Below are 18,103 nucleotides of genomic sequence, written 5' to 3' on the forward strand. Positions count from 1 at the left end.
GGCGCCTGGTACACCGGCGCCCCCGCCCGGGGCTATCCGGCCTCGGTTGCCGCTTTCGCACCTGCCGCGCTTTCGCGGTGATGGCGCACGTAGCCGGCCGCCGCCACCGCAATGGAGATCGCTGCGGACACGGCCAGCCCCAGCCACAGTCCGACTTTCAGCGCGGCAGCCCCGGCGACGGCGCCCGCCAGGATCAGCGCGACAGCCAGCGCACGCCGCTGCCAAAACCGGCTGTCGCCGCCGGCCAGCTTCGAATCCGAGGCCAGCCCGGTGATGGTGGACGTCACCACCACCGTGGTGATCTCGGCGACTTTCAGCCGTTTGGCAGTGGCGGCCTGAACGCCCATGACCGTGGCCATCGAGGAAGTGGTGAGGCTGCCCAGCGTGGAGTTGCCCTGGACATCGGCGACTGCCACGAAGACCGCGAGCGCCGTGAGCCCGGCGGCCACCACAATCAGCGCGATGGAGGTGCGCGAAGACCAGCCCTCGGGACCCTTGCGCAGCATGCGGCCGGCCAGGGCGGCTCCGAGCATGAAAAAGATCAGCGCCAGCGTGGGCCGCAGAATCGGCAGCTGCCCTCCGTCGGCAAAGGCCATGCCCAGGAGGACGACGTTTCCCGTCATATTTCCGGTGAACACCCGGTCCAGTCCGAGATAGCCGACGGCGTCCACCACCCCGGTGGAGAACGTCAGCGCAAGCATCAGCCACAGGTGCACCCGGTCGGTGGGCACCGCATTCAATCGCTTCACGTTGTAAAACTCCCGTACCTAGAGGATGCTGCCGGCAACTGTATCCGAAGTTCCGGGTGTAGCTTCGTTGGTATTGACCCCCGGCCCGCCGGCTTCCAGCGACAGGAACACCAGCCACCGTGACTTTCACAGCACCCGATTCCTTCACCACCCGTCCCACGCTCCAGGGCACCTTCGGCATGAGCGCCTCCACCCACTGGCTGGCCACGGCCTCCTCGCAGGCGGTGCTCGAACGCGGCGGCAACGCCTTTGACGCCGCCGCGGCGGCAGCATTCGTCCTGCACGTGGTCGAACCGCACCTGAACGGGCCGGGCGGGGACATGACAGGGATTTTCGTTACCGCCGCCAACCCCTCCGAACCAGTGGTCCTGATGGGGCAGGGCCCGGCTCCGGCGGCGGCGACGCCGGAGCACTACCGCGCCGAGGGCCTGGAGCTGGTGCCCGGCGCCGGTGCCCTGGCAGCTGCCGTTCCGGCCGCCGTCGACGCCTGGCTGATGCTGCTCCGGGACCACGGCACCTGGGAACTTGCCGACGTGCTGGCCTACGCCGTCGGCTACGCCCGCGACGGGCATCCGGTGCTGGGCAGGGTCGGCGCCACGATCGCCTCCGTCGCTGACCTGTTCGCCCGGCACTGGCCCACCTCCGCGGAGCAGTGGATGCCCGGCGGACGGATTCCGCAGGACGGGGAGATCATCCGCAACGAGGCCTATGCGGCGGTCCTGGACCGGTTGGCGGCGGCCGGCAGCCCGGAGGGCAGCCGGGAGGAGCGCATCGATGCGGCCCGCCGCGAATGGCGCGAAGGGTTTGTGGCCCGTGCCGCCGTCGACTTCCTGTCGGTGCCGCACCGCCATTCGTCCGGCTCGGATCACGCCGGGGTGCTGACCCTGGCGGACTTTGCGTCCTGCAGTGCAGCCTACGAGCCGGCGCTGACCTTTGACTTCCGCGGCCACACCATTGCCAAGACCGGACCCTGGGGCCAGGGGCCGGCGCTGCTGCAGACCCTGGCCATCCTGGCCGGCTTTGACGACGAGCGGCTGGATCCCTCCACCGAGCTGGGCGCGCACACCATCCTGGAAGCGCAGAAGCTGGCCATCGCCGATCGGGAGGCCTACTACGGCGATGCCGGAGACACGCGGGCCGGGGTTCCCCTGGACTACCTGCTCAGCGAGGAGTACGCCGCCGGGCGCCGCGCCCTGATCACCGACCGCGCTTCCCACGAGTTCCGGCCCGGAACGGTCCCCGGCCGCACGCCGTTTGTGCCGCCGCTGCGCACCGAATACCTCGCGCCGGCGCTGGCGGGCGCGGCCTTCGCCGGAGTGGGCGAACCGACGGTTCTACCCACGGGGGAGACCCGCGGCGACACCTGCCACATCGACGTCGTGGACCAGTGGGGCAACATTGTCTCCGCCACGCCGTCGGGCGGCTGGCTGCAGTCCTCGCCCACCATTCCGGACCTCGGGTTCTGCCTGGGGTCGCGGCTGCAGATGACCTGGCTGGAAGCCGGTGCTCCGTCCACCTTGGCGGCCGGCAGGCGCCCCCGGACCACGCTCACGCCCACGCTGGTGCTTCGGGACGGCCGGCCGGTCACGGCGCTGGGTTCGCCCGGGGGTGACCAGCAGGACCAGTGGCAGCTGCTGTATCTGCTGCGCACGCTCGTCGGCGGCTATACACCGCAGCAGGCAGTGGACGCGCCGGCCCTGCACACCACCTCGCTTCCCGGGTCCTTCTATCCCCGGACCTGGACACCCGGCGGCGCAGTGGTCGAAGACCGGCTCGGCGACGCCGTCATCGAGGGCCTGTCCCGGCGCGGACACGTGATCACCCGGGCCGGGGACTGGGCCCTGGGCCGCCTCTCCGCGGTGGTTAGCGATCCGGAGACCGGCCTGCTGCAGGCAGCCGCCAACCCCAGGGGAGCGCAGGGGTACGCCGCCGGCCGCTAGATGCACCGCGGGATCAGTCGGCCACAGCAGTATCAGGCCGCACCCGCAGCCGGGGCGGGCGGGCCGGCCGGCCCGCCGCGCGCAATCCGCCGGCGCTGCCACAGGGTCCAGACCAGCCAGATGCCCCACACCAGCAGCAGCACCGCGGCTCCGGCGAGGGCCGTTGACCAGCTCAGCGGCCCGGTCCGCCCGGCGATCACCAGAAAGCCCCACCAGGACACCGCGGCGACGGCCAGCAGGTTCACCAGCGGGCCCAGGACGGCGGCCCCGCTGCGGGTGCGCACTGCGGTGACCACGACGTCGGCCGCCATGAGCACGGCCACTGCACAGACCGTGCCGGCGGCGAAGGCAGCGACCTCGGGGGACACATCGCGGTCCGCAAACCAGAGGATCAGCAGGATGACCGCTGCGGCCAGCGCCAGTGCCTCGATGACGGCGCCCAGCAGGTTCAGGCCGCGGAGCTGGCGCTCGTTGTCCCGCCGCTTGGCCGGGATGAAGCCCCAGGCCGACCGCCGGAAGTAGGCGGAAGCCAGGTTCGCGAAGAGCAGGGTGGCGCCGGCGGCGACAAACGGAGCCACGAAGTTGTTGCTCAGCACCCAGACCAGGGCGGCAACGGCAGCGAAGACCTGCGGCGAGCCCAGGATGCCGAGTCCCCAGGCGATCAGGAACGGCCGCCGGGCCGGCTCGAGGTCCAGCGGATGGACAAGGTAGTGGGTCTTGGCGTCCGGCAGTGCAACGCGCTCGTTGATCGGATTCACGGGGACCTCCAGGGAACCGTGTCCAGATGCGGCCCACGCAGGCCGCCCCTGGCGATTTCGTAGATTTTCTGCCGGGACACGCCCAGCTCTTCCGCTACCGTGACCGCACTGAAATCCTCCAGCAGGTCGGCGGCAGCCAGGGATCTGATGCCCGATGCCCTGCGGCCCAGCTGCGCCGCAAGAGCACCGACTTCGGCGGCCAGCAGGGCAACGGCGAGGGTGCCGCCAAAGGGGACGGCCCACCCCGGCTCCCCGGCCGAGGCGGCAGCATAAAGGTGGTCGCCGCCGTCGGACAGGACCGACTGAACCATGGCCGCGGACAACCCCGCCGCCTCGAAACGGGCGGCAGCGGCGGCGCGATCGGGCGCCGGCCGGTGGGACAGCACCCTGTCCCAGGTTGTTCCGTCCTTGGCTGTTCGGCGGGAGTCCGGTCCGCTGTTGTCAGCCCGGGGGTTACTGATCATGGTTCGAGTGTGCGAGCTTCGGGCAGCGGCGTAAACCCCCTGGTGACAATTTCGTGCTGCGGCCTTTGAACGGTCCGCCGGTCCCGGTGCCGGGGCCGTTCCCAAGCCCGGACCCCGCGCCTACCATTGCTAGGAAGAGGAATTCCTCCAATCGTGAGCGGGGCTCTGCCATGGCCAACATCACCACCAGACCGGTTACCAAGCTGGGAATTGTCGGTGCGGGAAGCGTGGGAACATCGCTTGCCTACGCCGCCATCATCCGGGATGCCGCGCGGGAGATCGCCATCTACGACATCGACGCCACCCGTGCGGAGGCCGAGGGCCTGGACCTGGCCCACGGCACGCAGTTCACCGGCGCGAACACCGTGACCGGCGGCGGGCGCATCGAGGCCCTCGCCGGTTCGGACGTCATCGTGATCACCGCCGGGGCGCGTCAAAAGCCGGGGCAGACCCGGCTGGAGCTGGCGGGCGTCAACGTGGACATCATTTCAAAGCTGATGACGCAGTTAATGGAGCAGGCTCCGGACGCCGTTTACATCCTGGTGACCAATCCCTGCGACGTGCTGACGGTGGCCGCGCAGAAAGTTTCCGGGCTGCCGCGGAACCGGATCTTCTGTTCCGGCACCGTGCTGGACACCTCCCGCCTGCGGCTGCTCCTCGCCCGGGAAGCGCATGTGCTGATGACCAGCGTGCACGCCACCATCATTGGTGAGCACGGTGATTCCGAGTTCCCGGTCTGGTCCAACGCCACCATCGGTCCGGTGCCCATCCGGGACTGGAAGATCAGCGGCCGGCAGGTTTTCACCCAGACGTATCTGGACGCGGTCACCGACGACGTCATCAACGCCGCGTACCGGGTGATCGAGGGCAAGGGCGCCACCAACTACGCCATCGGGCTCGCCGGCGTTCGGATCGTGGAAGCCGTGATGCAGGCCGAAAACGCGGTGCTTCCCGTCTCGGCGTCCCTGCAGGGCGAATACGGCATCAGCGGCGTCGCGCTGTCCCTGCCCTCGATCGTGGGCATCAACGGCGTGTACGACATGCTGGAGATGCCGCTGGACGACGCCGAGACCAAGAAGCTGCAGGACTCCGCGGAGACCCTGCAGAACACGCTGGCCCAGCTCGGGGTGTAGGGCGTGCGCCATGGCCGCCTTAACGCGAACGACGGCGGATACCTGCGAAACCTGCGAAAGGGGCTGTCATTCTCCTGCCAGTTCGGAGGATCCCTGCCACTTTGGAAGATCCCTGCCACTCCGCAGTGGCAGGGAACTTCCAAACCGGTCGATTTATACCAAACCGGAGGGATTCGGGCCGGCCGGCTGCGTTGGCCCACCTATTCGCTCCAGGACGGCGTCCATGACCCCGGAACCCCGGACGCCGGAACCACAACCGGCCGGAGCCCCGGAGGGCGCGCGCGGAACTAGACGCGGGCGGGCTCTGCCGGTGCGGCGCCGCCCTTGGCGATTCGCACGGCGTCGTCGAACTCGGCGTCGATCTCAGCTGAGGGCTTGTACGTCAGCCGGCTGACCACCACGGTGAGCACCAGGTTGATGATGAAGCCCGGAATAATTTCGTAGACATCGCCGAGGACGCCTGGCATTTCGAACGTGCCCCACAGGAAGGCAACCGCGGCGCCGGCGATCATGCCGGTCAGCGCGCCGGCAGTGGTGAGCCGGCGCCAGTAGAGGGCGAGCAGGATGGTGGGGCCGAAGGCCGCGCCGAAGCCGGCCCAGGCAAAGCCCACCAGTTCCAGGATCGAGGCGTTGCGGTCCAGGGCGATCAGGATCGACACCACCGACACCAGCAGCACACCCATGCGGCCGAGCATCACCAGGGACCGCGGCGAAGCATCGCGCTTGAACGCAATCTTGTACAGGTCCTCCACCAGGGCCGAGGACGTCACAATCAGCTGGGAGGAAATCGTGCTCATGATCGCGGCCAGCACGGCGGCCAGGACAAATCCGGCCACCAGCGGGTGGAAGAAGAACTGGGCCAGGCTCAGGAACACTGCCTCGGGATCGGCCAGCGTGAGGTCGTTCTGTTGGAAGTACGCAGCGCCGATCAGTGCCGTCATGATGGCGCCGATCACGGTCAGGAGCATCCAGGCGACGCCGATCCGGCGTCCGGCCACGGCATCCTGCGGGGAGCGCAGGGCCATGAAGCGCACGATGATGTGCGGCTGGCCGAAGTAGCCCAGGCCCCAGGCCAGGGCAGAGATGACGCCCACCGCGGTGCCGCCGGCAATCGGGTCCAGCATGTCCGGGTTGATCTCGCGCAGTGAATCGGTCATGCCGCCCAGGCCGCCGACCTGGGTCAGGCCGACCAGCGGCACCATAACCAGTGCAACCAGCATCATCAGGCCCTGGACGACGTCGGTGTAGCTGGCGGCGAGGAAACCGCCGAAGAGGGTGTAGGCAATGGTCACGCCGGCCACGATCAGCATGCCGATCAGGTAGCTGGAGCCGAACGAGCTCTCAAAGAACACGCCGCCGGCCACCATTCCGGAGGAAACGTAGAACGTGAAGAAGATCAGGATGATCAGGCCGGAGACCACGCGCAGCACGCGGGAGCGGTCCTTGAGCCGGTTCTCCAGGAAGCTGGGCACCGTGATGGAGTTGTTCGACACCAGGGTGTAGGACCGCAGCCGCGGGGCTACGAACTTCCAGTTCAGCCATGCGCCGGCGGTGAGGCCGACGGCGATCCAGCCTTCCACCAGCCCGGAAACGTAGATGGCGCCCGGCAGTCCCATCAGCAGCCAGCCGGACATGTCGGACGCGCCGGCGCTCAGCGCGGCAACTCCGGGCTTCAGGTCCCGGCCCGCCAGCATGTAGTCGTCGAGGTCGGTGGTGCGCCGGTAGGCCCACCAGCCAATCGCCAACATGGCGAGCATGTAGATCGCCATGGCGATCAGCTTGTATGTCTGGTCAGTCATTAGGAATGCCGTTCACTCTGGTTACGTATCTCGGTCCGGCCCGAAGGCCCGTCCAAGTATGCCAAGGGTCACACGGGGCGGGAAATCGCGGCGGTTCAGCGCAACCGGAAGACGGTGTCCTGCCAGTCCTTGTGGGCCGCGGTGTCCCGGCTCATCATGACGTGCTTGATGTTGGTGTAGTCCTGCAGCGAGTACGCGGACATGTCCTTGCCGAAGCCCGATCCCTTGTACCCGCCGTGCGGCATTTCCGAGATGATCGGAATGTGCTCGTTGATCCAGACGCAGCCCGCTGAAAGTTCCGCCGCGGCGCGCAGCGACCGGTTCAGGTCCCGGGTCCAGGCGGAGGCCGCGAGCCCGTACGGGGTGTCGTTGGCCAGCGCCAGTCCCTCGTCGTCGGTGTCAAAGGGCAGGGCGGTGAGCACCGGGCCGAACACCTCCTGCTGCACGATTTCCGACTCCTGCGCGGCACCGGCCACCAGCGTCGGGCGGTAGTAGGCGCCGGCGGCCAGGGGGCCGCCCGGCGCGCTTCCGCCGGCCAGGATCCGCGCTCCGGCGTCCCGGGCGCGGGTGACGAAGCCGGCCACCCGGTCCCGGTGCGCATGCGAGATCAATGCGCCCAGATCCGTGGCCTCATCCCGCGGATCGCCCAGGACCACCCGGTCCATGAGCTCGGCCACGCGTGCGGTGAAGGCCTCGAACAGCGGGCCCTGGATGTAGGCGCGGGTGGCGGCGGTGCAGTCCTGGCCGCCGTTGATGATGGCCGCGGCCACGGCACCGTGGGCGGCCGCCTCAACATCGGCGTCGTCGAAGACCACCAGCGGTGCCTTGCCGCCGAGCTCCAGATGCACGCGTTTGCCGGTGCGGGCGGCCAGCGCCATGATGTGGCGGCCGACGGCGGTGGACCCGGTGAAGGACGTCATGGCCACGTCCGGATGGGTCACCAAGGCCTCGCCGGCGGTCCGGCCGGAGCCGGTGACAATGTTGATCACCCCGTCCGGAATCCCCGCCGCAGCTGCCGCCTCCGCGAACAGCAGCGAGGTTCCCGGGGTGAGTTCGGAGGGCTTGAGCACAATGGTGTTGCCGGCTGCGACGGCCGGCAGGATCTTCCAGCCCGCCATCTGCAGCGGATAGTTCCACGGCGTTATGGAACCCACCACCCCGACGGCTTCGCGCCGGATCATGGAGGTGGCGTCCCGGGCGTACTCCCCGGCGGAGAGACCGTCCAGGGCACGGGCCGCACCGGCGAAGAACACCGCGTTGTCGATGGTTCCGGGCACGTCAAACCCGGAGGCCAGCCGGATGCTCTTGCCGGTCTGCTCGGATTCGACGGCCGCGAGCAGATCCGCGCGGTCCCGCAGCTGCGCGGCCAGCCGGTGCAGGGCATCGGACCGCTCGGCGGGGGTGGAGCGGGACCACGCGGGAAAAGCAGCCCGGGCAGCGCCGACCGCAGCGTCCACATCGCCGGCATCCGCGTAGCGCAGGGTTTCCGCGGTGTCCCCGGTGGCGGGGTTGATGCGCTCAGCTTCCTCCCCGTGGCCGTGCCGGTAGGTGCCGTTGATGAACTGGTGGCCGTCGGGAAAGGCCTGCCCGCCGGAGAACCGGGCGGTTGCTTCGCCGCTCATGAGTCAAACCCCATTCCTGCGTAATCCAGCGCCTTGAGCCACGGCCCGCGCCGGCCCTGCCGGCGGTCGGCGCGGACCATTGCCGCCGTCGTCGCCTTGATGCCCAGCCAGGCCGCCGGTTCCGGCGGAAACGGCAGCGGTTTTTTCCGAACCATTTCCAGCCGGGTGCGTTCGGTTTGCGTGCCGGAGAGCAGGTCCAGCAGCACGTTGGCGGCGAAGCGCGTGGCTCCCACACCCAGTCCGGTGAAGCCTGCGGTGTACGCGACAGCGGACTGGTGGGCGGTTTCGAAGAACGGAAAGAACCTGCTGCAGGTGTCCACCGCTCCGCCCCAGGCGTGGCTGAAGGCAAGGCCGTCGAGCTGGGGAAAGGTGGCGCGGAAGTGCGCGGCCAGCCGGTCGAAGGTTTCCCGGCGCTGGTCGTAATCGGGCCGCAGCGTCCGGCCGTAGTGGTAGACCGCGTCGTAGCCGCCGAACAGGATCCGGGGCCGGCCGGAGGCGTCGGTGGTCAGGCGGTAGTAGTGGAACCGGTTGTTCAGGTCGCTCAGTCCCTGCCGGTTGTGCCAGCCGACGGCGGCGAGCTGGCCGTCGCTGAGCGGTTCGGTCATCAGGGCGTAGTCGTAAACCGGCACCGTGTGCAGGCGGGTCCGGCGCAGCAGCGACGGAAACGCATTGGTGCCCAGCGCCGCGTGCCGAGCGGTGACGGTGCCGCCGTCGGTGGTCAGCCGAATCCGGTTTCCGTCCGGGTGCAGCGCCCGGACGGGGGTGTTTTCGCAGATCACGACGCCGGCCTCCCGGCAGGCGCGCGCCAGGCCCCACGCCAGCCGGGCCGGGTTGAGCAGTGCTGTGCTTTCCCGATCCCACAGGCCGGCGAGGTAGAGCGGGGAGTCCACCTCCTTGCGGACGGCTTCCCCGTCCAGGAAGACCAGTCCCGGATCGTCCGCTGCCTCCTCCGCGAGCTCCGCCACCTGATGCGCTTCGGTGGCCACTGACAGGCTTCCGGTCCATTCGAACCCGCAGTCGATCCCGTACCTCTTAACGGTCTCCGCCAGCTCGTGCAGGTTCTCCCGCCCCAGCTGCTCCAGCCGATGTGCCTCGCCGGGCAGGTGCTTTTCGCCGTTGGCCTTGCCGTGCGTCAGGCTGGCCTCGCAGAATCCGCCGTTGCGCCCCGACGCTGCCCAGCCGATCCGGCGGCCCTCCAGCAGCAGCACCCTTCGGCCGGGATCGCGTTCCTTGGCCATCAGCGCCGTCCACAGGCCGGTGTAACCGCCGCCCACGACGGCCAGATCGGTGTCCGTGCCGGCCTGCAGGGCGGGCAGCTCGGCCGGCCGGTCGGGGTCGTCCAGCCAGTAGGGGAGGGCCGCCGCACCTGCGAGGGCGCCGGCGACACGGTGCGGCGGATGCCGGCGTTCGGCTAGGTCATAGACGGTGGGCATGGGTTCTCTTTCTCAACGGTCAGGGTGGTTCGGTCGGATGCTCATCGGCCGGAGACCAGGTCAGCGGCGCGTGCCAGCGGGGAGGTGGCTGCGCTCCGGGTGCGGTTTTCCCGCCGGTCGGCGGCGTAGTACGCCTGGTACATGGCTCTCACGCCCAGCCAGCGCAGCGGTTCCGGCTCCCAACGGCGGACCGTCCGGTTCACCCAGGGCATGACGGTCAGCTCCGTGTCCTCGCCCAGGACCAGGTCCCGCAGCGTGCGTCCGGCCAGGTTGGCCGCAGCCACGCCGGTCCCCACGTAGCCGCCGGCCCAGCCGACGCCGGTGGACGGATCCAGTCCCACCGTTGCCTTCCAATCGCGCGGCACGCCCAGGACACCGGACCAGGCCTGCTCGATCCGGGTGTCGCGCGCCGCGGGGAACATTTCGCCGAGCAGGGAGTGCAGCCGGCGGACGGTGGCGGGCGCCGTGGCGCCGTCGTCATCCGTGCGGGAACCGAACCGGTAAGGAACGCCGCGTCCGCCCAGGGCGATCCGGCCGTCCGCCGTGCGCTGGGCATACATGTAGGCGTGGGCCATGTCGGCGATGGCTTCCATGCCGTTCCAACCGATCTCCGCCCAGGCGCTCGCCGGAAGCGGCTCGGTAACGATCATTGAGGAGTTCATCGGCAGCCAGTCACGGTGAGAACGCCGCAGCCCAGCGGTGAATCCCTCGGTGGCCCGCAGGACGTGGCGGCACCGCACGACGCCGCGGGAGGTCACCGCGGTGCCGGTGCGGATTTCTGTGACGGGCGTGTCCTCGTAGAGCCGCACGCCCATCGCCTCGACTGTGCGGGCCAGTCCGCGGACGAGCTTGGCCGGCTGCACCCGCGCGCAGTGCGGCTGGTACAGGCCGCCGAGGGAGCCGGCCACCGCTGCCCGGCCGTCGGCCTCGCGGCGGTCCAGCAACCGGGCTCCGGCTTCGGGCCACTGCGCCTCGTCGGCGGCCCAGGCCTGCAGCCGCGCGAGCTGCGCCGGGTTCCGCGCCAGGTTCAGCTCGCCGCCCTTGACGATGTCGGCGTCGATTCCTTCCGCCGCCGCCACGCTGATCACCTCGTCCACGGTGTCGTTGAGCAGCTCCTGGAACCGGCCGACGACGGCGCGGCCGGAGGTTCGGACGTACTGGGTGCGGCCCCCGGTGATGCTGTTGGTGAGCCAGCCGCCGTTGCGGCCCGAGGCGCCGAACCCGGCGAACCGGGCTTCCAGCACGGCAATGTCGAGCCCGGGTTGGGCCTGCTTCAGGTAGTACGCGGTCCACAGGCCGGTGTAGCCCGCACCGACAATAACGACGTCGGCGGTCGAGTCCCCCGCCAGCGCGGGCCGGGGCTGCGGCAGCCCCTCGGCTGCGTGCCAGAAGGACACCCGCCCGTTGACGGTCGGCGCATGCCTAGAGATGGTTCATCCCCTCGCTGAGCACGCTGCGCAGGATCGCCTCGATCTGGTCGAATTCCGGCTGGCCCATGGTCAGGGGCGGGGCCAGCTGAATGACCGGATCGCCTCGGTCATCGGCGCGGCAGTACAGGCCGGCGTCGTACAGGGCGGTGGACACGTAGCCGCGCAGCAGGCGCTCGGACTCCTCGTCGGTGAACGTTTCCTTGGTGGTTTTGTCCTTCACGAGCTCGATCCCGTAGAAGTAGCCCTCGCCGCGGACGTCGCCCACGATCGGCAGGTCCAGGAGCCGTTCCAGCGTGGCGCGGAAGGCCGGGGCGTTGGTCCGGACCCGGTCGTTGAGCTGCTCCCGGTCGAAGATGTCCAGGTTGGCCATGGCGACGGCGGCGGAGACCGGATGCCCGCCGAAGGTGTAGCCGTGGTAGAAGGTGGTGTCGCCCTTGGTGAACGGTTCGAACAGGCGGTCGGTTGCGATCATGGCGCCGATGGGGGCGTAGCCGCTGGTCATTCCCTTGGCGCAGGTGATGATGTCGGGCTGAAAGCCAAAGTCGGTGGACGCGAACATCGAGCCGATGCGGCCGAAGGCGCAGATGGTTTCGTCAGCGACCAGCAGGACGTCGTACTGGTCGCAGATCTCCCGGACCCGGGCGAAGTAGCCGGGGGGCGGCGGAAAGCAGCCGCCGGAGTTCTGCACCGGCTCCAGGAACACTGCCGCCACGGTGTCGGCGCCTTCGAATTCGATGGCTTCACCGATCCGGTCCGCCGCCCAGCGGCCAAAGGCCTCCGGATCGGACAGGCCGGCGGGCGCCCGGTACTGGTTGGTGTTGGGGACCCGGAAGGCGCCGGGAACCAGCGGTTCAAAGGGTGCCTTCATGTCCGGGATGCCGGTGATGGACAGGGCGCCCTGCGGAGTGCCGTGGTAGGCGACGGCCCGCGAGATGACCTTGGTCTTCCCCGGCTTGCCGGTCAGCTTGAAAAACTGCTTGGCCAGCTTCCACGCGGACTCGACGGCCTCGCCGCCGCCGGTCGTAAAGAAGACCCGGTTCAGGTCCCCGGGAGCCCCGGCCGCCAAACGCTCCGCCAAATCGATGGCCGGCGGATGCGCATAGGACCACAGCGGCATGAAGGCCAGCTCCCGGGACTGCCGGGCAGCGGCCTCGGCCAGCTCTTCGCGGCCGTGGCCCACCTGGACGGCGAAGAGGCCGGCCAGGCCGTCGATCAGTTCATGCCCTCGGTCGTCGTAGAGCAGGTGGCCGCTGCCGCGGGTGATGATGGGAACGTTGCCGCCGGCGGCGGAGCCGGAGTGGCGTGCCATGTGCATCCACAAATGGTCCCGGGCGGCCTGCTGCCGGTCGGTGCCGCGCGGGGTGACAGCGCCGCGCGGCGTGCGGGCCGGGGTCGGCTCGATTGAAGGCTGAACTGTTGTATCGGTCATCTTGTGCCCCAGTTGTAGGCCTGCTTCCGCAGGGAGAGATACATGAACGTTTCAGTGCCGGTGACGCCGGGAATGGCACGGATCCGGTTGACCAGCGCCATCAGGTCCTCATCATTGGCGCAGACCACTTCCGCAAAAATGTCGAAGGAGCCGGCGGTCACCACGCAGTAGTCCACCTGCTCAAGCGCGGCGATCCGGTCCGCCGTTGCCACCACCTCGCCGCTGGTCCGAACGCCCAGCATCGCCTGCCGGGCGAACCCGAGCTGCAGCGGATCCGTGACGGCAACAATCTGCATGACCCCGGCGTCGGTGAGCTTTTGGACCCGCTGCCGGACTGCCGCCTCCGAGAGGCCCACAGCCTTGCCGATGGCCGCATAGGACCGGCGCCCATCCGCCTGGAGCTGTTCAATGATGGCTTTGGAGGCTTCGTCAACGCCCGACGCCGGTGCGGATTCCACAGTTTGGAGTGCCTTTCTGTTCGCTTTTCGTACACGGCCGGGCCGCGCCTGAGTGTTATTGAAGCCCGTAATTCGTCAATAAACAAGGGTTTGAAAACGGATTACATAGGTATTGAGCGGCGTATCAAATGGAAACCGTTGTGTAACAAAAGTTTTACAACTAAAAACCTTGTCCACCCCTGTGTCCTCTGGCACTATCAACGCAACAACATCCGTCCAGAGCGGTTCAGCAAGGAGCCTCCATGCCCAAGCGCCCGATCACCGATCCGATGCTCCGAAGCATTGTTAACGCCCAGCTCTCGCGCCGCAGGATGCTGATGGGCGCCGGCGGGCTGACTCTCGCGTCCATGCTGGCCGCCTGCGGCACGGGCGGCGGCACCGGGGGGCGGGCCGACGCCGCGGTGACCGCGGCCGCCGACTTGTCGGAGACCGAGAAATCCGTTCGCTGGGCCAACTGGACGCTCTATCTGGATTACGACGACGCCGCCGGCACCTACCCGTCGCTGGACGCCTTCAGCGAAGCCACCGGCATCGAGGCGGACTACTCGGAGGACATCGACGGCAACGACACCTATTTCGGCAAGGTGCAGGGCCAGCTGGCCGCCGGCCAGGACATTGGAGCGGATATCGTCACGCTCACTGACTGGATGGCCGGACGGCTGATCCGGCTGGGGTACACGCAGGAACTGGACCGGGGCAACCTGCCCAACGCCGGGAATCTGCTGGCCGGGCTGCAGGACGTGGATTTTGATCCCGGGCGGAAGCATTCCCTCACCTGGCAGTCCGGGTTCGCCGGCATCGTGTGGAACAAGGAGGCGTTCCCGCAGGGGCTGCGGAATGTCTCGGACCTGTGGCAGCCGGAGCTGAAGGGGCGGGTTGAAGTCCTGGATGAAATGCGGGACACCATGGGGCTGCTGATGATGGAAAACGGCGTTGACGTCACGGGGAACTGGGGCAGCGATGAGTTCGAAAATGCCCTCGATGTTCTCGCCAAGCAAATCTCGGACGGACAGATCCGCCAGGTCAAGGGCAATTCCTACAAGGAGGACCTGATTTCCGGCGACGCCCTGGCCGTCATCGGCTGGTCCGGCGACATCACCCAGCTGAACTTCGAGGAGGGCGACAAATGGGGGTTCGCCCTGCCCGAAGCGGGCGGCACCCTCTGGTCCGACAACCTGCTGGTTCCGATCGGCTCGCCGCACAAGGCCAATGCGGAGAAGCTGATGAACTATTACCTGGAGCCGGAAAACGCTGCGACGGTCGCCGCTTACGTCAACTACATCTGCCCGGTGGAGGGTGCCCGCGAAGCGATGGAATCCATCGATCCCGAACTGGCGGAGAACCCGTTGATCTTTCCCACCGAGGACTACCTGTCCCGCGCCCATGTGGTCCGCACCCTCACCCCCGATGAGGAAACGGACTTCAGCGACCGGTTCCAGACCGCAATCGGCAACTGATGGCCGCCGTAGATCTGCTGCCGGAGCCCGGATCCCGCCAGGAGGCTGCCGGGGGAGACCTGGTGCTCAGCGGACTCTCCAAGCGCTTTGCCGGGTTCACCGCCGTCGACCAGTTGGATCTGGTGATTCCCGCGGGCTCCTTCTTCGCGCTGCTGGGCCCCTCCGGCTGCGGCAAGACCACCACCCTGAGGATGGTCGCCGGGCTGGAACAGCCCACTGCCGGGACCATCAGCATCGGCACCCGGGACATCACCGCGGCCGGGGCGCATCAGCGTCCGGTCAACACGGTGTTCCAGAACTATGCACTCTTTCCCCACATGAGCGTCCTGGACAACGTGGCCTTTGGGCTCAAGCGGCGCAAGGTGCGCGATGCCGAAGCCCAGGCCAAAGCGGCGCTGGAACTGGTGGAACTGGGACACCTGGGCAGTCGCCGTCCCGCCCAGCTCTCCGGCGGGCAGCAGCAGCGCGTGGCCCTGGCCCGCGCCGTCGTCAACCGCCCTGCCGTCCTCCTGCTGGACGAACCGCTGGGCGCCCTGGACATGAAGTTGCGCCGGCAGATGCAGGGGGAGCTGAAGAAGATCCAAACCGAAGTCGGCCTGACCTTCGTCCACGTCACGCACGATCAGGAGGAGGCCATGACCATGGCCGACACGGTCGCGGTCATGAACAGCGGACGGGTGGAACAGATGGGAGCACCCCGGGAACTGTATGAATTGCCGCGTACGGCCTTCGTGGCGAACTTCCTGGGCAAGTCCAACCTGATGCCCGCCGAGGTCATCGGAGAAGACGGGGAACACCTGCTGCTCCTGGCCGGCGGGCACCGCCTGCAGGTGCGCAAGGACAGGGCCACTGACCACAGCGGCCGGGTGCTGATCGGCATCCGGCCCGAAAAGCTGCTGATGAGGCCGGGTGCGGCGGAACCGGCCGGGACAACTCTGCGGGGACTGGTCCTGGACGCCTCGTTCACCGGGGCCAGCACCGAGTACCTGGTGGAGGTGGAAGGGATGGGCCCGATGGGTGTCTTCAGCCAGAACCACGGCGGTGTCCTGGCGGCGGCGGGGGACCGGGTGGCACTGAGCTGGGACGCCGGGCACGCGTTTGGGCTCAGTGGCACCGAGGACCGCGACGCCGGCGCAGGCGAGGACGCCCTCTGATGGCGCTGCTCACCGCGGCCGGCGGAAAAGCGGGGGCCGGCGGAGCGGGAACGGCCGGCGGCGATCCGGAGCTCGACGCCGCGCGCCGCAACGGCCGCACGGGATACCTGCTGATCCTGCCGGGATTCCTCTTTATGCTCCTGTTTTTCGTCCTGCCGGTCTTCTCCCTGCTGGCCACCTCCCTGTACGTGAAACCCGAGGGCGCGGACATCGGCCAGTTCGTGCCGGCACTGGAATTCGGCAACTACGCGGTGGTGCTCCAGGACTATTGGCCGGCAATTGTTCGATCCTTTGGCTTCGCGCTCGCGGCTACTGTCGCAGCGCTCCTGATCGGCTACCCCATGGCCTATCTGGTGGCAGTCCGGCTGCGGGAGCATCGGCTGCTCAAAGGAATCCTCCTGGTGCTGATCATCGCCCCGTTCTTCACCAGTTTCATCCTCCGGACCCAAGCCTGGAAGCAGATCCTGTCCGACGAAGGACCGGTGGTCGCGGTCCTGCGGACGCTGTCCCTGCTGCCGGAGGACGGCCGGCTGACCGCCACGGCCTTCGCCGTGATTTGCGGCCTGACCTATAATTTCCTGCCGTTCATGACGCTGCCCATCTATGCCTCGCTGGAACGGATGGACATCCGGATGATTGAAGCCGGCGGCGACCTCTACGCCAGTCCGGCCAGCACCTTCCGCCGGATCACCCTTCCGTTGTCCCTGCCCGGAGTGATCGCCGGAACCCTGCTCACCTTCATTCCGGCAACGGGGGACTATGTGAACGCCGCGCTGCTCGGCAACAACCAGAACACCACGATGATCGGGCAGGTGATCGATTCACGGTTCTTCCGGGTGGTGGACTATCCCGGAGCCGCGGCGCTGTCCTTCCTGCTGATGCTGGCGATCCTGTTCCTCGTGATCCTGTACGTCCGGCGCTTCGGCACCAAGGAACTGATGTGAGGGCTCCCATGCACACGAACGCTCCCCTTCAGAGGGCCATTGGCCGCTGCCTGGTTCCGGTCAGCGGCGGGCTCGCGTTCCTGTTCCTGCTGATACCGATCGGCTATGTGTTCGCCTTTTCCTTCAACGATGCCGGACGCACCAACCTCACCTGGCGCGGGTTCACGCTGGCCAACTGGCAGAACCCCTGCGGTGCCCCCGAAGTGTGCGAGTCGCTGGCGAACAGCCTGCAGATCGGCGTGATTTCCACGGTGCTGGCAACAGCCCTGGGAACGGCCATCGCCGTCGGGCTGGTGCGCTACCGCTTCCGCTTCAGCGCCACCGCCAACATGCTCATTTTCCTTCCGCTGGCCACGCCCGAGGTGGTGCTGGGTGCCTCGCTGCTGGCGCAGTTCCTCAACGTGGGCGCCGAACTGGGCAAGGGAACGCTCATCATCGCGCACACCATGTTCTGCATTTCGTTTGTGGTGGTGACGGTGAAGGCGAGAGTCGCCGGGCTCGACCCGAAGCTGGAGGAGGCCGCAGCGGATCTCTACGCCTCACCGCTGCAGGCGTTCTGGCGGATCACCTTTCCCCTGCTGCTGCCGGGCATCATGGCTGCCGCACTGTTGGCCTTCGCCATGAGCTTTGACGATTTCATCATTACCAATTTCAATTCCGGGAACGTTGATACTTTTCCAAAGTTCATTTACGTGGCAGCGACCCGCGGGATTCCGGCGCAGGCCAATGTCATTGGCTCGATAATGTTCATTGTCTCGCTGCTGCTGGTTGTCGGCGGGCAGGTCCTTGCCCATCACCGGGCCAAGCAGCTCGCTGCCAGATAAACGGCTGCCAGACAGCTGGCCGCCAGACGCCGGAACCGGGGACCATCAGCGGAACCGCGGACCATCAGCGGGGTCGGCGGATCCGGATGGGGCCCCTGGCCGCGGCCAGGTCGACCACGTTGCCGTGCTGGGTTATTTCCACCTCGCCGCGCTCGGCCAGCCGTGCGGCAGCCCGGCGCACCGGTTCCATGAGCGGCCGCCAATCTTCCGGTGCAACGGCGCGTGCCGCATCCGAGGGACAGATGGTGGAGGTCTCAGCCCGTGCAGCGAGCAGGGCCAGGATGGCTGCTTCCAGCTGGCCCTCCCCGGCACGGCCCGGTTCCCCGCTGGCGGTCGCTGCCGGGTGCTCCCCGGCGTCGTGCCGGTTCCGGTTCTCCATGGAGACCATTGTGCCTGCCAAAACGGCCACGGCAACGGTTCTGCCCATCCGGATCAGCGGAGGGGATCCCAGATCCGCCCTCAGCGGTTCACACTGGACAAAACGTGCCGCCCGCCTCGAAAGGAACTGC

General features: G+C 68.1%; 16 protein-coding genes. 6 read left to right on the forward strand and 10 right to left on the reverse strand.

Features of this window, described 5'->3' with window-relative positions:
* Positions 1-32: 32 nt before the first annotated feature.
* The gene (locus QNN99_RS00850; RefSeq protein ID WP_229964540.1) at positions 33-749 is read right to left on the reverse strand and encodes a YoaK family protein; all 717 of its coding nucleotides are present in this window, start codon (positions 747-749) and stop codon (positions 33-35) included.
* Between the two features lie 119 nt (positions 750-868).
* Between QNN99_RS00850 and QNN99_RS00855 the strand changes: the two genes are divergently transcribed.
* On the forward strand, positions 869-2,689 hold the full coding sequence (locus QNN99_RS00855) for a gamma-glutamyltransferase family protein (RefSeq protein WP_229964541.1): 1,821 nt from the start codon (positions 869-871) through the stop codon (positions 2,687-2,689).
* A 32-nt stretch (positions 2,690-2,721) separates the two neighbouring features.
* Here QNN99_RS00855 and QNN99_RS00860 read toward each other — a convergent pair whose 3' ends face one another.
* Both QNN99_RS00860 and QNN99_RS00865 read right to left on the reverse strand, forming a co-directional pair.
* Complete coding sequence (locus QNN99_RS00860) at positions 2,722-3,447, reverse strand: hypothetical protein (RefSeq protein ID WP_229964542.1); 726 nt, start codon at positions 3,445-3,447, stop codon at positions 2,722-2,724.
* Complete coding sequence (locus tag QNN99_RS00865; RefSeq protein ID WP_229964543.1) at positions 3,444-3,911, reverse strand: hypothetical protein; 468 nt, start codon at positions 3,909-3,911, stop codon at positions 3,444-3,446. The genes QNN99_RS00860 and QNN99_RS00865 overlap by 4 nt, the downstream gene beginning before the upstream one ends.
* Before the next feature lie 170 nt (positions 3,912-4,081).
* Here QNN99_RS00865 and QNN99_RS00870 point away from each other — a divergent pair, with 170 nt between their 5' ends.
* Entirely contained in the window at positions 4,082-5,044 is a 963-nt protein-coding gene (locus QNN99_RS00870; RefSeq protein WP_229964544.1) for an L-lactate dehydrogenase, read from the forward strand.
* Between the two features lie 287 nt (positions 5,045-5,331).
* Here QNN99_RS00870 and putP read toward each other — a convergent pair whose 3' ends face one another.
* The 6 genes from putP to QNN99_RS00900 all read right to left on the reverse strand — a co-directional run bounded on the left by putP (position 5,332) and on the right by QNN99_RS00900 (position 13,215).
* Positions 5,332-6,843, reverse strand: a complete 1,512-nt coding sequence (gene putP / locus QNN99_RS00875; RefSeq protein WP_229964545.1) for a sodium/proline symporter PutP — start codon at positions 6,841-6,843, stop codon at positions 5,332-5,334.
* 95 nt (positions 6,844-6,938) lie between these two features.
* Positions 6,939-8,465, reverse strand: coding sequence for a gamma-aminobutyraldehyde dehydrogenase (locus QNN99_RS00880; RefSeq protein ID WP_229964546.1), 1,527 nt, complete (start codon positions 8,463-8,465; stop codon positions 6,939-6,941).
* Positions 8,462-9,898: an NAD(P)/FAD-dependent oxidoreductase gene (locus QNN99_RS00885; protein ID WP_229964547.1), complete on the reverse strand. Its 1,437-nt coding sequence runs from the start codon at positions 9,896-9,898 to the stop codon at positions 8,462-8,464. Before QNN99_RS00885 ends, QNN99_RS00880 begins: the two co-directional genes overlap by 4 nt.
* A 41-nt stretch (positions 9,899-9,939) precedes the next feature.
* Complete coding sequence (locus QNN99_RS00890) at positions 9,940-11,295, reverse strand: NAD(P)/FAD-dependent oxidoreductase (protein WP_229964548.1); 1,356 nt, start codon at positions 11,293-11,295, stop codon at positions 9,940-9,942.
* Positions 11,296-11,320: 25 nt separating this feature from the next.
* Positions 11,321-12,757 carry an aspartate aminotransferase family protein gene (locus QNN99_RS00895; protein ID WP_269439117.1) on the reverse strand — a complete coding sequence of 479 codons (1,437 nt, stop codon included), beginning with the start codon at positions 12,755-12,757 and terminating at the stop codon, positions 11,321-11,323.
* Positions 12,754-13,215 (reverse strand): Lrp/AsnC family transcriptional regulator, encoded by a 462-nt coding sequence (locus tag QNN99_RS00900; RefSeq protein WP_229964549.1) that lies wholly within the window; start codon positions 13,213-13,215, stop codon positions 12,754-12,756. The genes QNN99_RS00895 and QNN99_RS00900 overlap by 4 nt, the downstream gene beginning before the upstream one ends.
* A gap of 242 nt (positions 13,216-13,457) precedes the next feature.
* Between QNN99_RS00900 and QNN99_RS00905 the strand changes: the two genes are divergently transcribed.
* From QNN99_RS00905 to QNN99_RS00920, 4 genes are read left to right on the forward strand one after another with little or no spacing between them, the layout of a single operon-like run.
* Positions 13,458-14,672 (forward strand): ABC transporter substrate-binding protein, encoded by a 1,215-nt coding sequence (locus QNN99_RS00905; protein ID WP_229964550.1) that lies wholly within the window; start codon positions 13,458-13,460, stop codon positions 14,670-14,672.
* Complete coding sequence (locus QNN99_RS00910; RefSeq protein WP_229964551.1) at positions 14,672-15,826, forward strand: ABC transporter ATP-binding protein; 1,155 nt, start codon at positions 14,672-14,674, stop codon at positions 15,824-15,826. Before QNN99_RS00905 ends, QNN99_RS00910 begins: the two co-directional genes overlap by 1 nt.
* Positions 15,826-16,770, forward strand: coding sequence for an ABC transporter permease (locus QNN99_RS00915; RefSeq protein ID WP_229964552.1), 945 nt, complete (start codon positions 15,826-15,828; stop codon positions 16,768-16,770). Before QNN99_RS00910 ends, QNN99_RS00915 begins: the two co-directional genes overlap by 1 nt.
* 8 nt (positions 16,771-16,778) lie before the next feature.
* Positions 16,779-17,594 (forward strand): ABC transporter permease, encoded by an 816-nt coding sequence (locus QNN99_RS00920; RefSeq protein ID WP_229965027.1) that lies wholly within the window; start codon positions 16,779-16,781, stop codon positions 17,592-17,594.
* 64 nt (positions 17,595-17,658) lie between these two features.
* On the opposite strand, the gene QNN99_RS00925 is transcribed toward QNN99_RS00920, so the two are convergent.
* Complete coding sequence (locus QNN99_RS00925) at positions 17,659-18,021, reverse strand: DUF3253 domain-containing protein (RefSeq protein ID WP_229964553.1); 363 nt, start codon at positions 18,019-18,021, stop codon at positions 17,659-17,661.
* Positions 18,022-18,103 lie beyond the last annotated feature (82 nt).

Origin of the sequence: Arthrobacter sp. zg.Y820 (assembly GCF_030125555.1) — a bacterium.
In the GTDB taxonomy this organism is placed as follows: domain Bacteria; phylum Actinomycetota; class Actinomycetes; order Actinomycetales; family Micrococcaceae; genus Arthrobacter_B.

Coding starts and splice junctions, on each gene's coding strand:
- QNN99_RS00865 (WP_229964543.1), bottom strand. CDS start 3,911: ATGATCAGTAACCCCCGGGCTGACAACAGCGGACCGGACTCCCGCCGA.
- QNN99_RS00870 (WP_229964544.1), top strand. CDS start 4,082: ATGGCCAACATCACCACCAGACCGGTTACCAAGCTGGGAATTGTCGGT.
- putP (WP_229964545.1), bottom strand. CDS start 6,843: ATGACTGACCAGACATACAAGCTGATCGCCATGGCGATCTACATGCTC.
- QNN99_RS00880 (WP_229964546.1), bottom strand. CDS start 8,465: ATGAGCGGCGAAGCAACCGCCCGGTTCTCCGGCGGGCAGGCCTTTCCC.
- QNN99_RS00885 (WP_229964547.1), bottom strand. CDS start 9,898: ATGCCCACCGTCTATGACCTAGCCGAACGCCGGCATCCGCCGCACCGT.
- QNN99_RS00895 (WP_269439117.1), bottom strand. CDS start 12,757: ATGACCGATACAACAGTTCAGCCTTCAATCGAGCCGACCCCGGCCCGC.
- QNN99_RS00905 (WP_229964550.1), top strand. CDS start 13,458: ATGCCCAAGCGCCCGATCACCGATCCGATGCTCCGAAGCATTGTTAAC.
- QNN99_RS00910 (WP_229964551.1), top strand. CDS start 14,672: ATGGCCGCCGTAGATCTGCTGCCGGAGCCCGGATCCCGCCAGGAGGCT.
- QNN99_RS00915 (WP_229964552.1), top strand. CDS start 15,826: ATGGCGCTGCTCACCGCGGCCGGCGGAAAAGCGGGGGCCGGCGGAGCG.
- QNN99_RS00920 (WP_229965027.1), top strand. CDS start 16,779: ATGCACACGAACGCTCCCCTTCAGAGGGCCATTGGCCGCTGCCTGGTT.
- QNN99_RS00925 (WP_229964553.1), bottom strand. CDS start 18,021: ATGGGCAGAACCGTTGCCGTGGCCGTTTTGGCAGGCACAATGGTCTCC.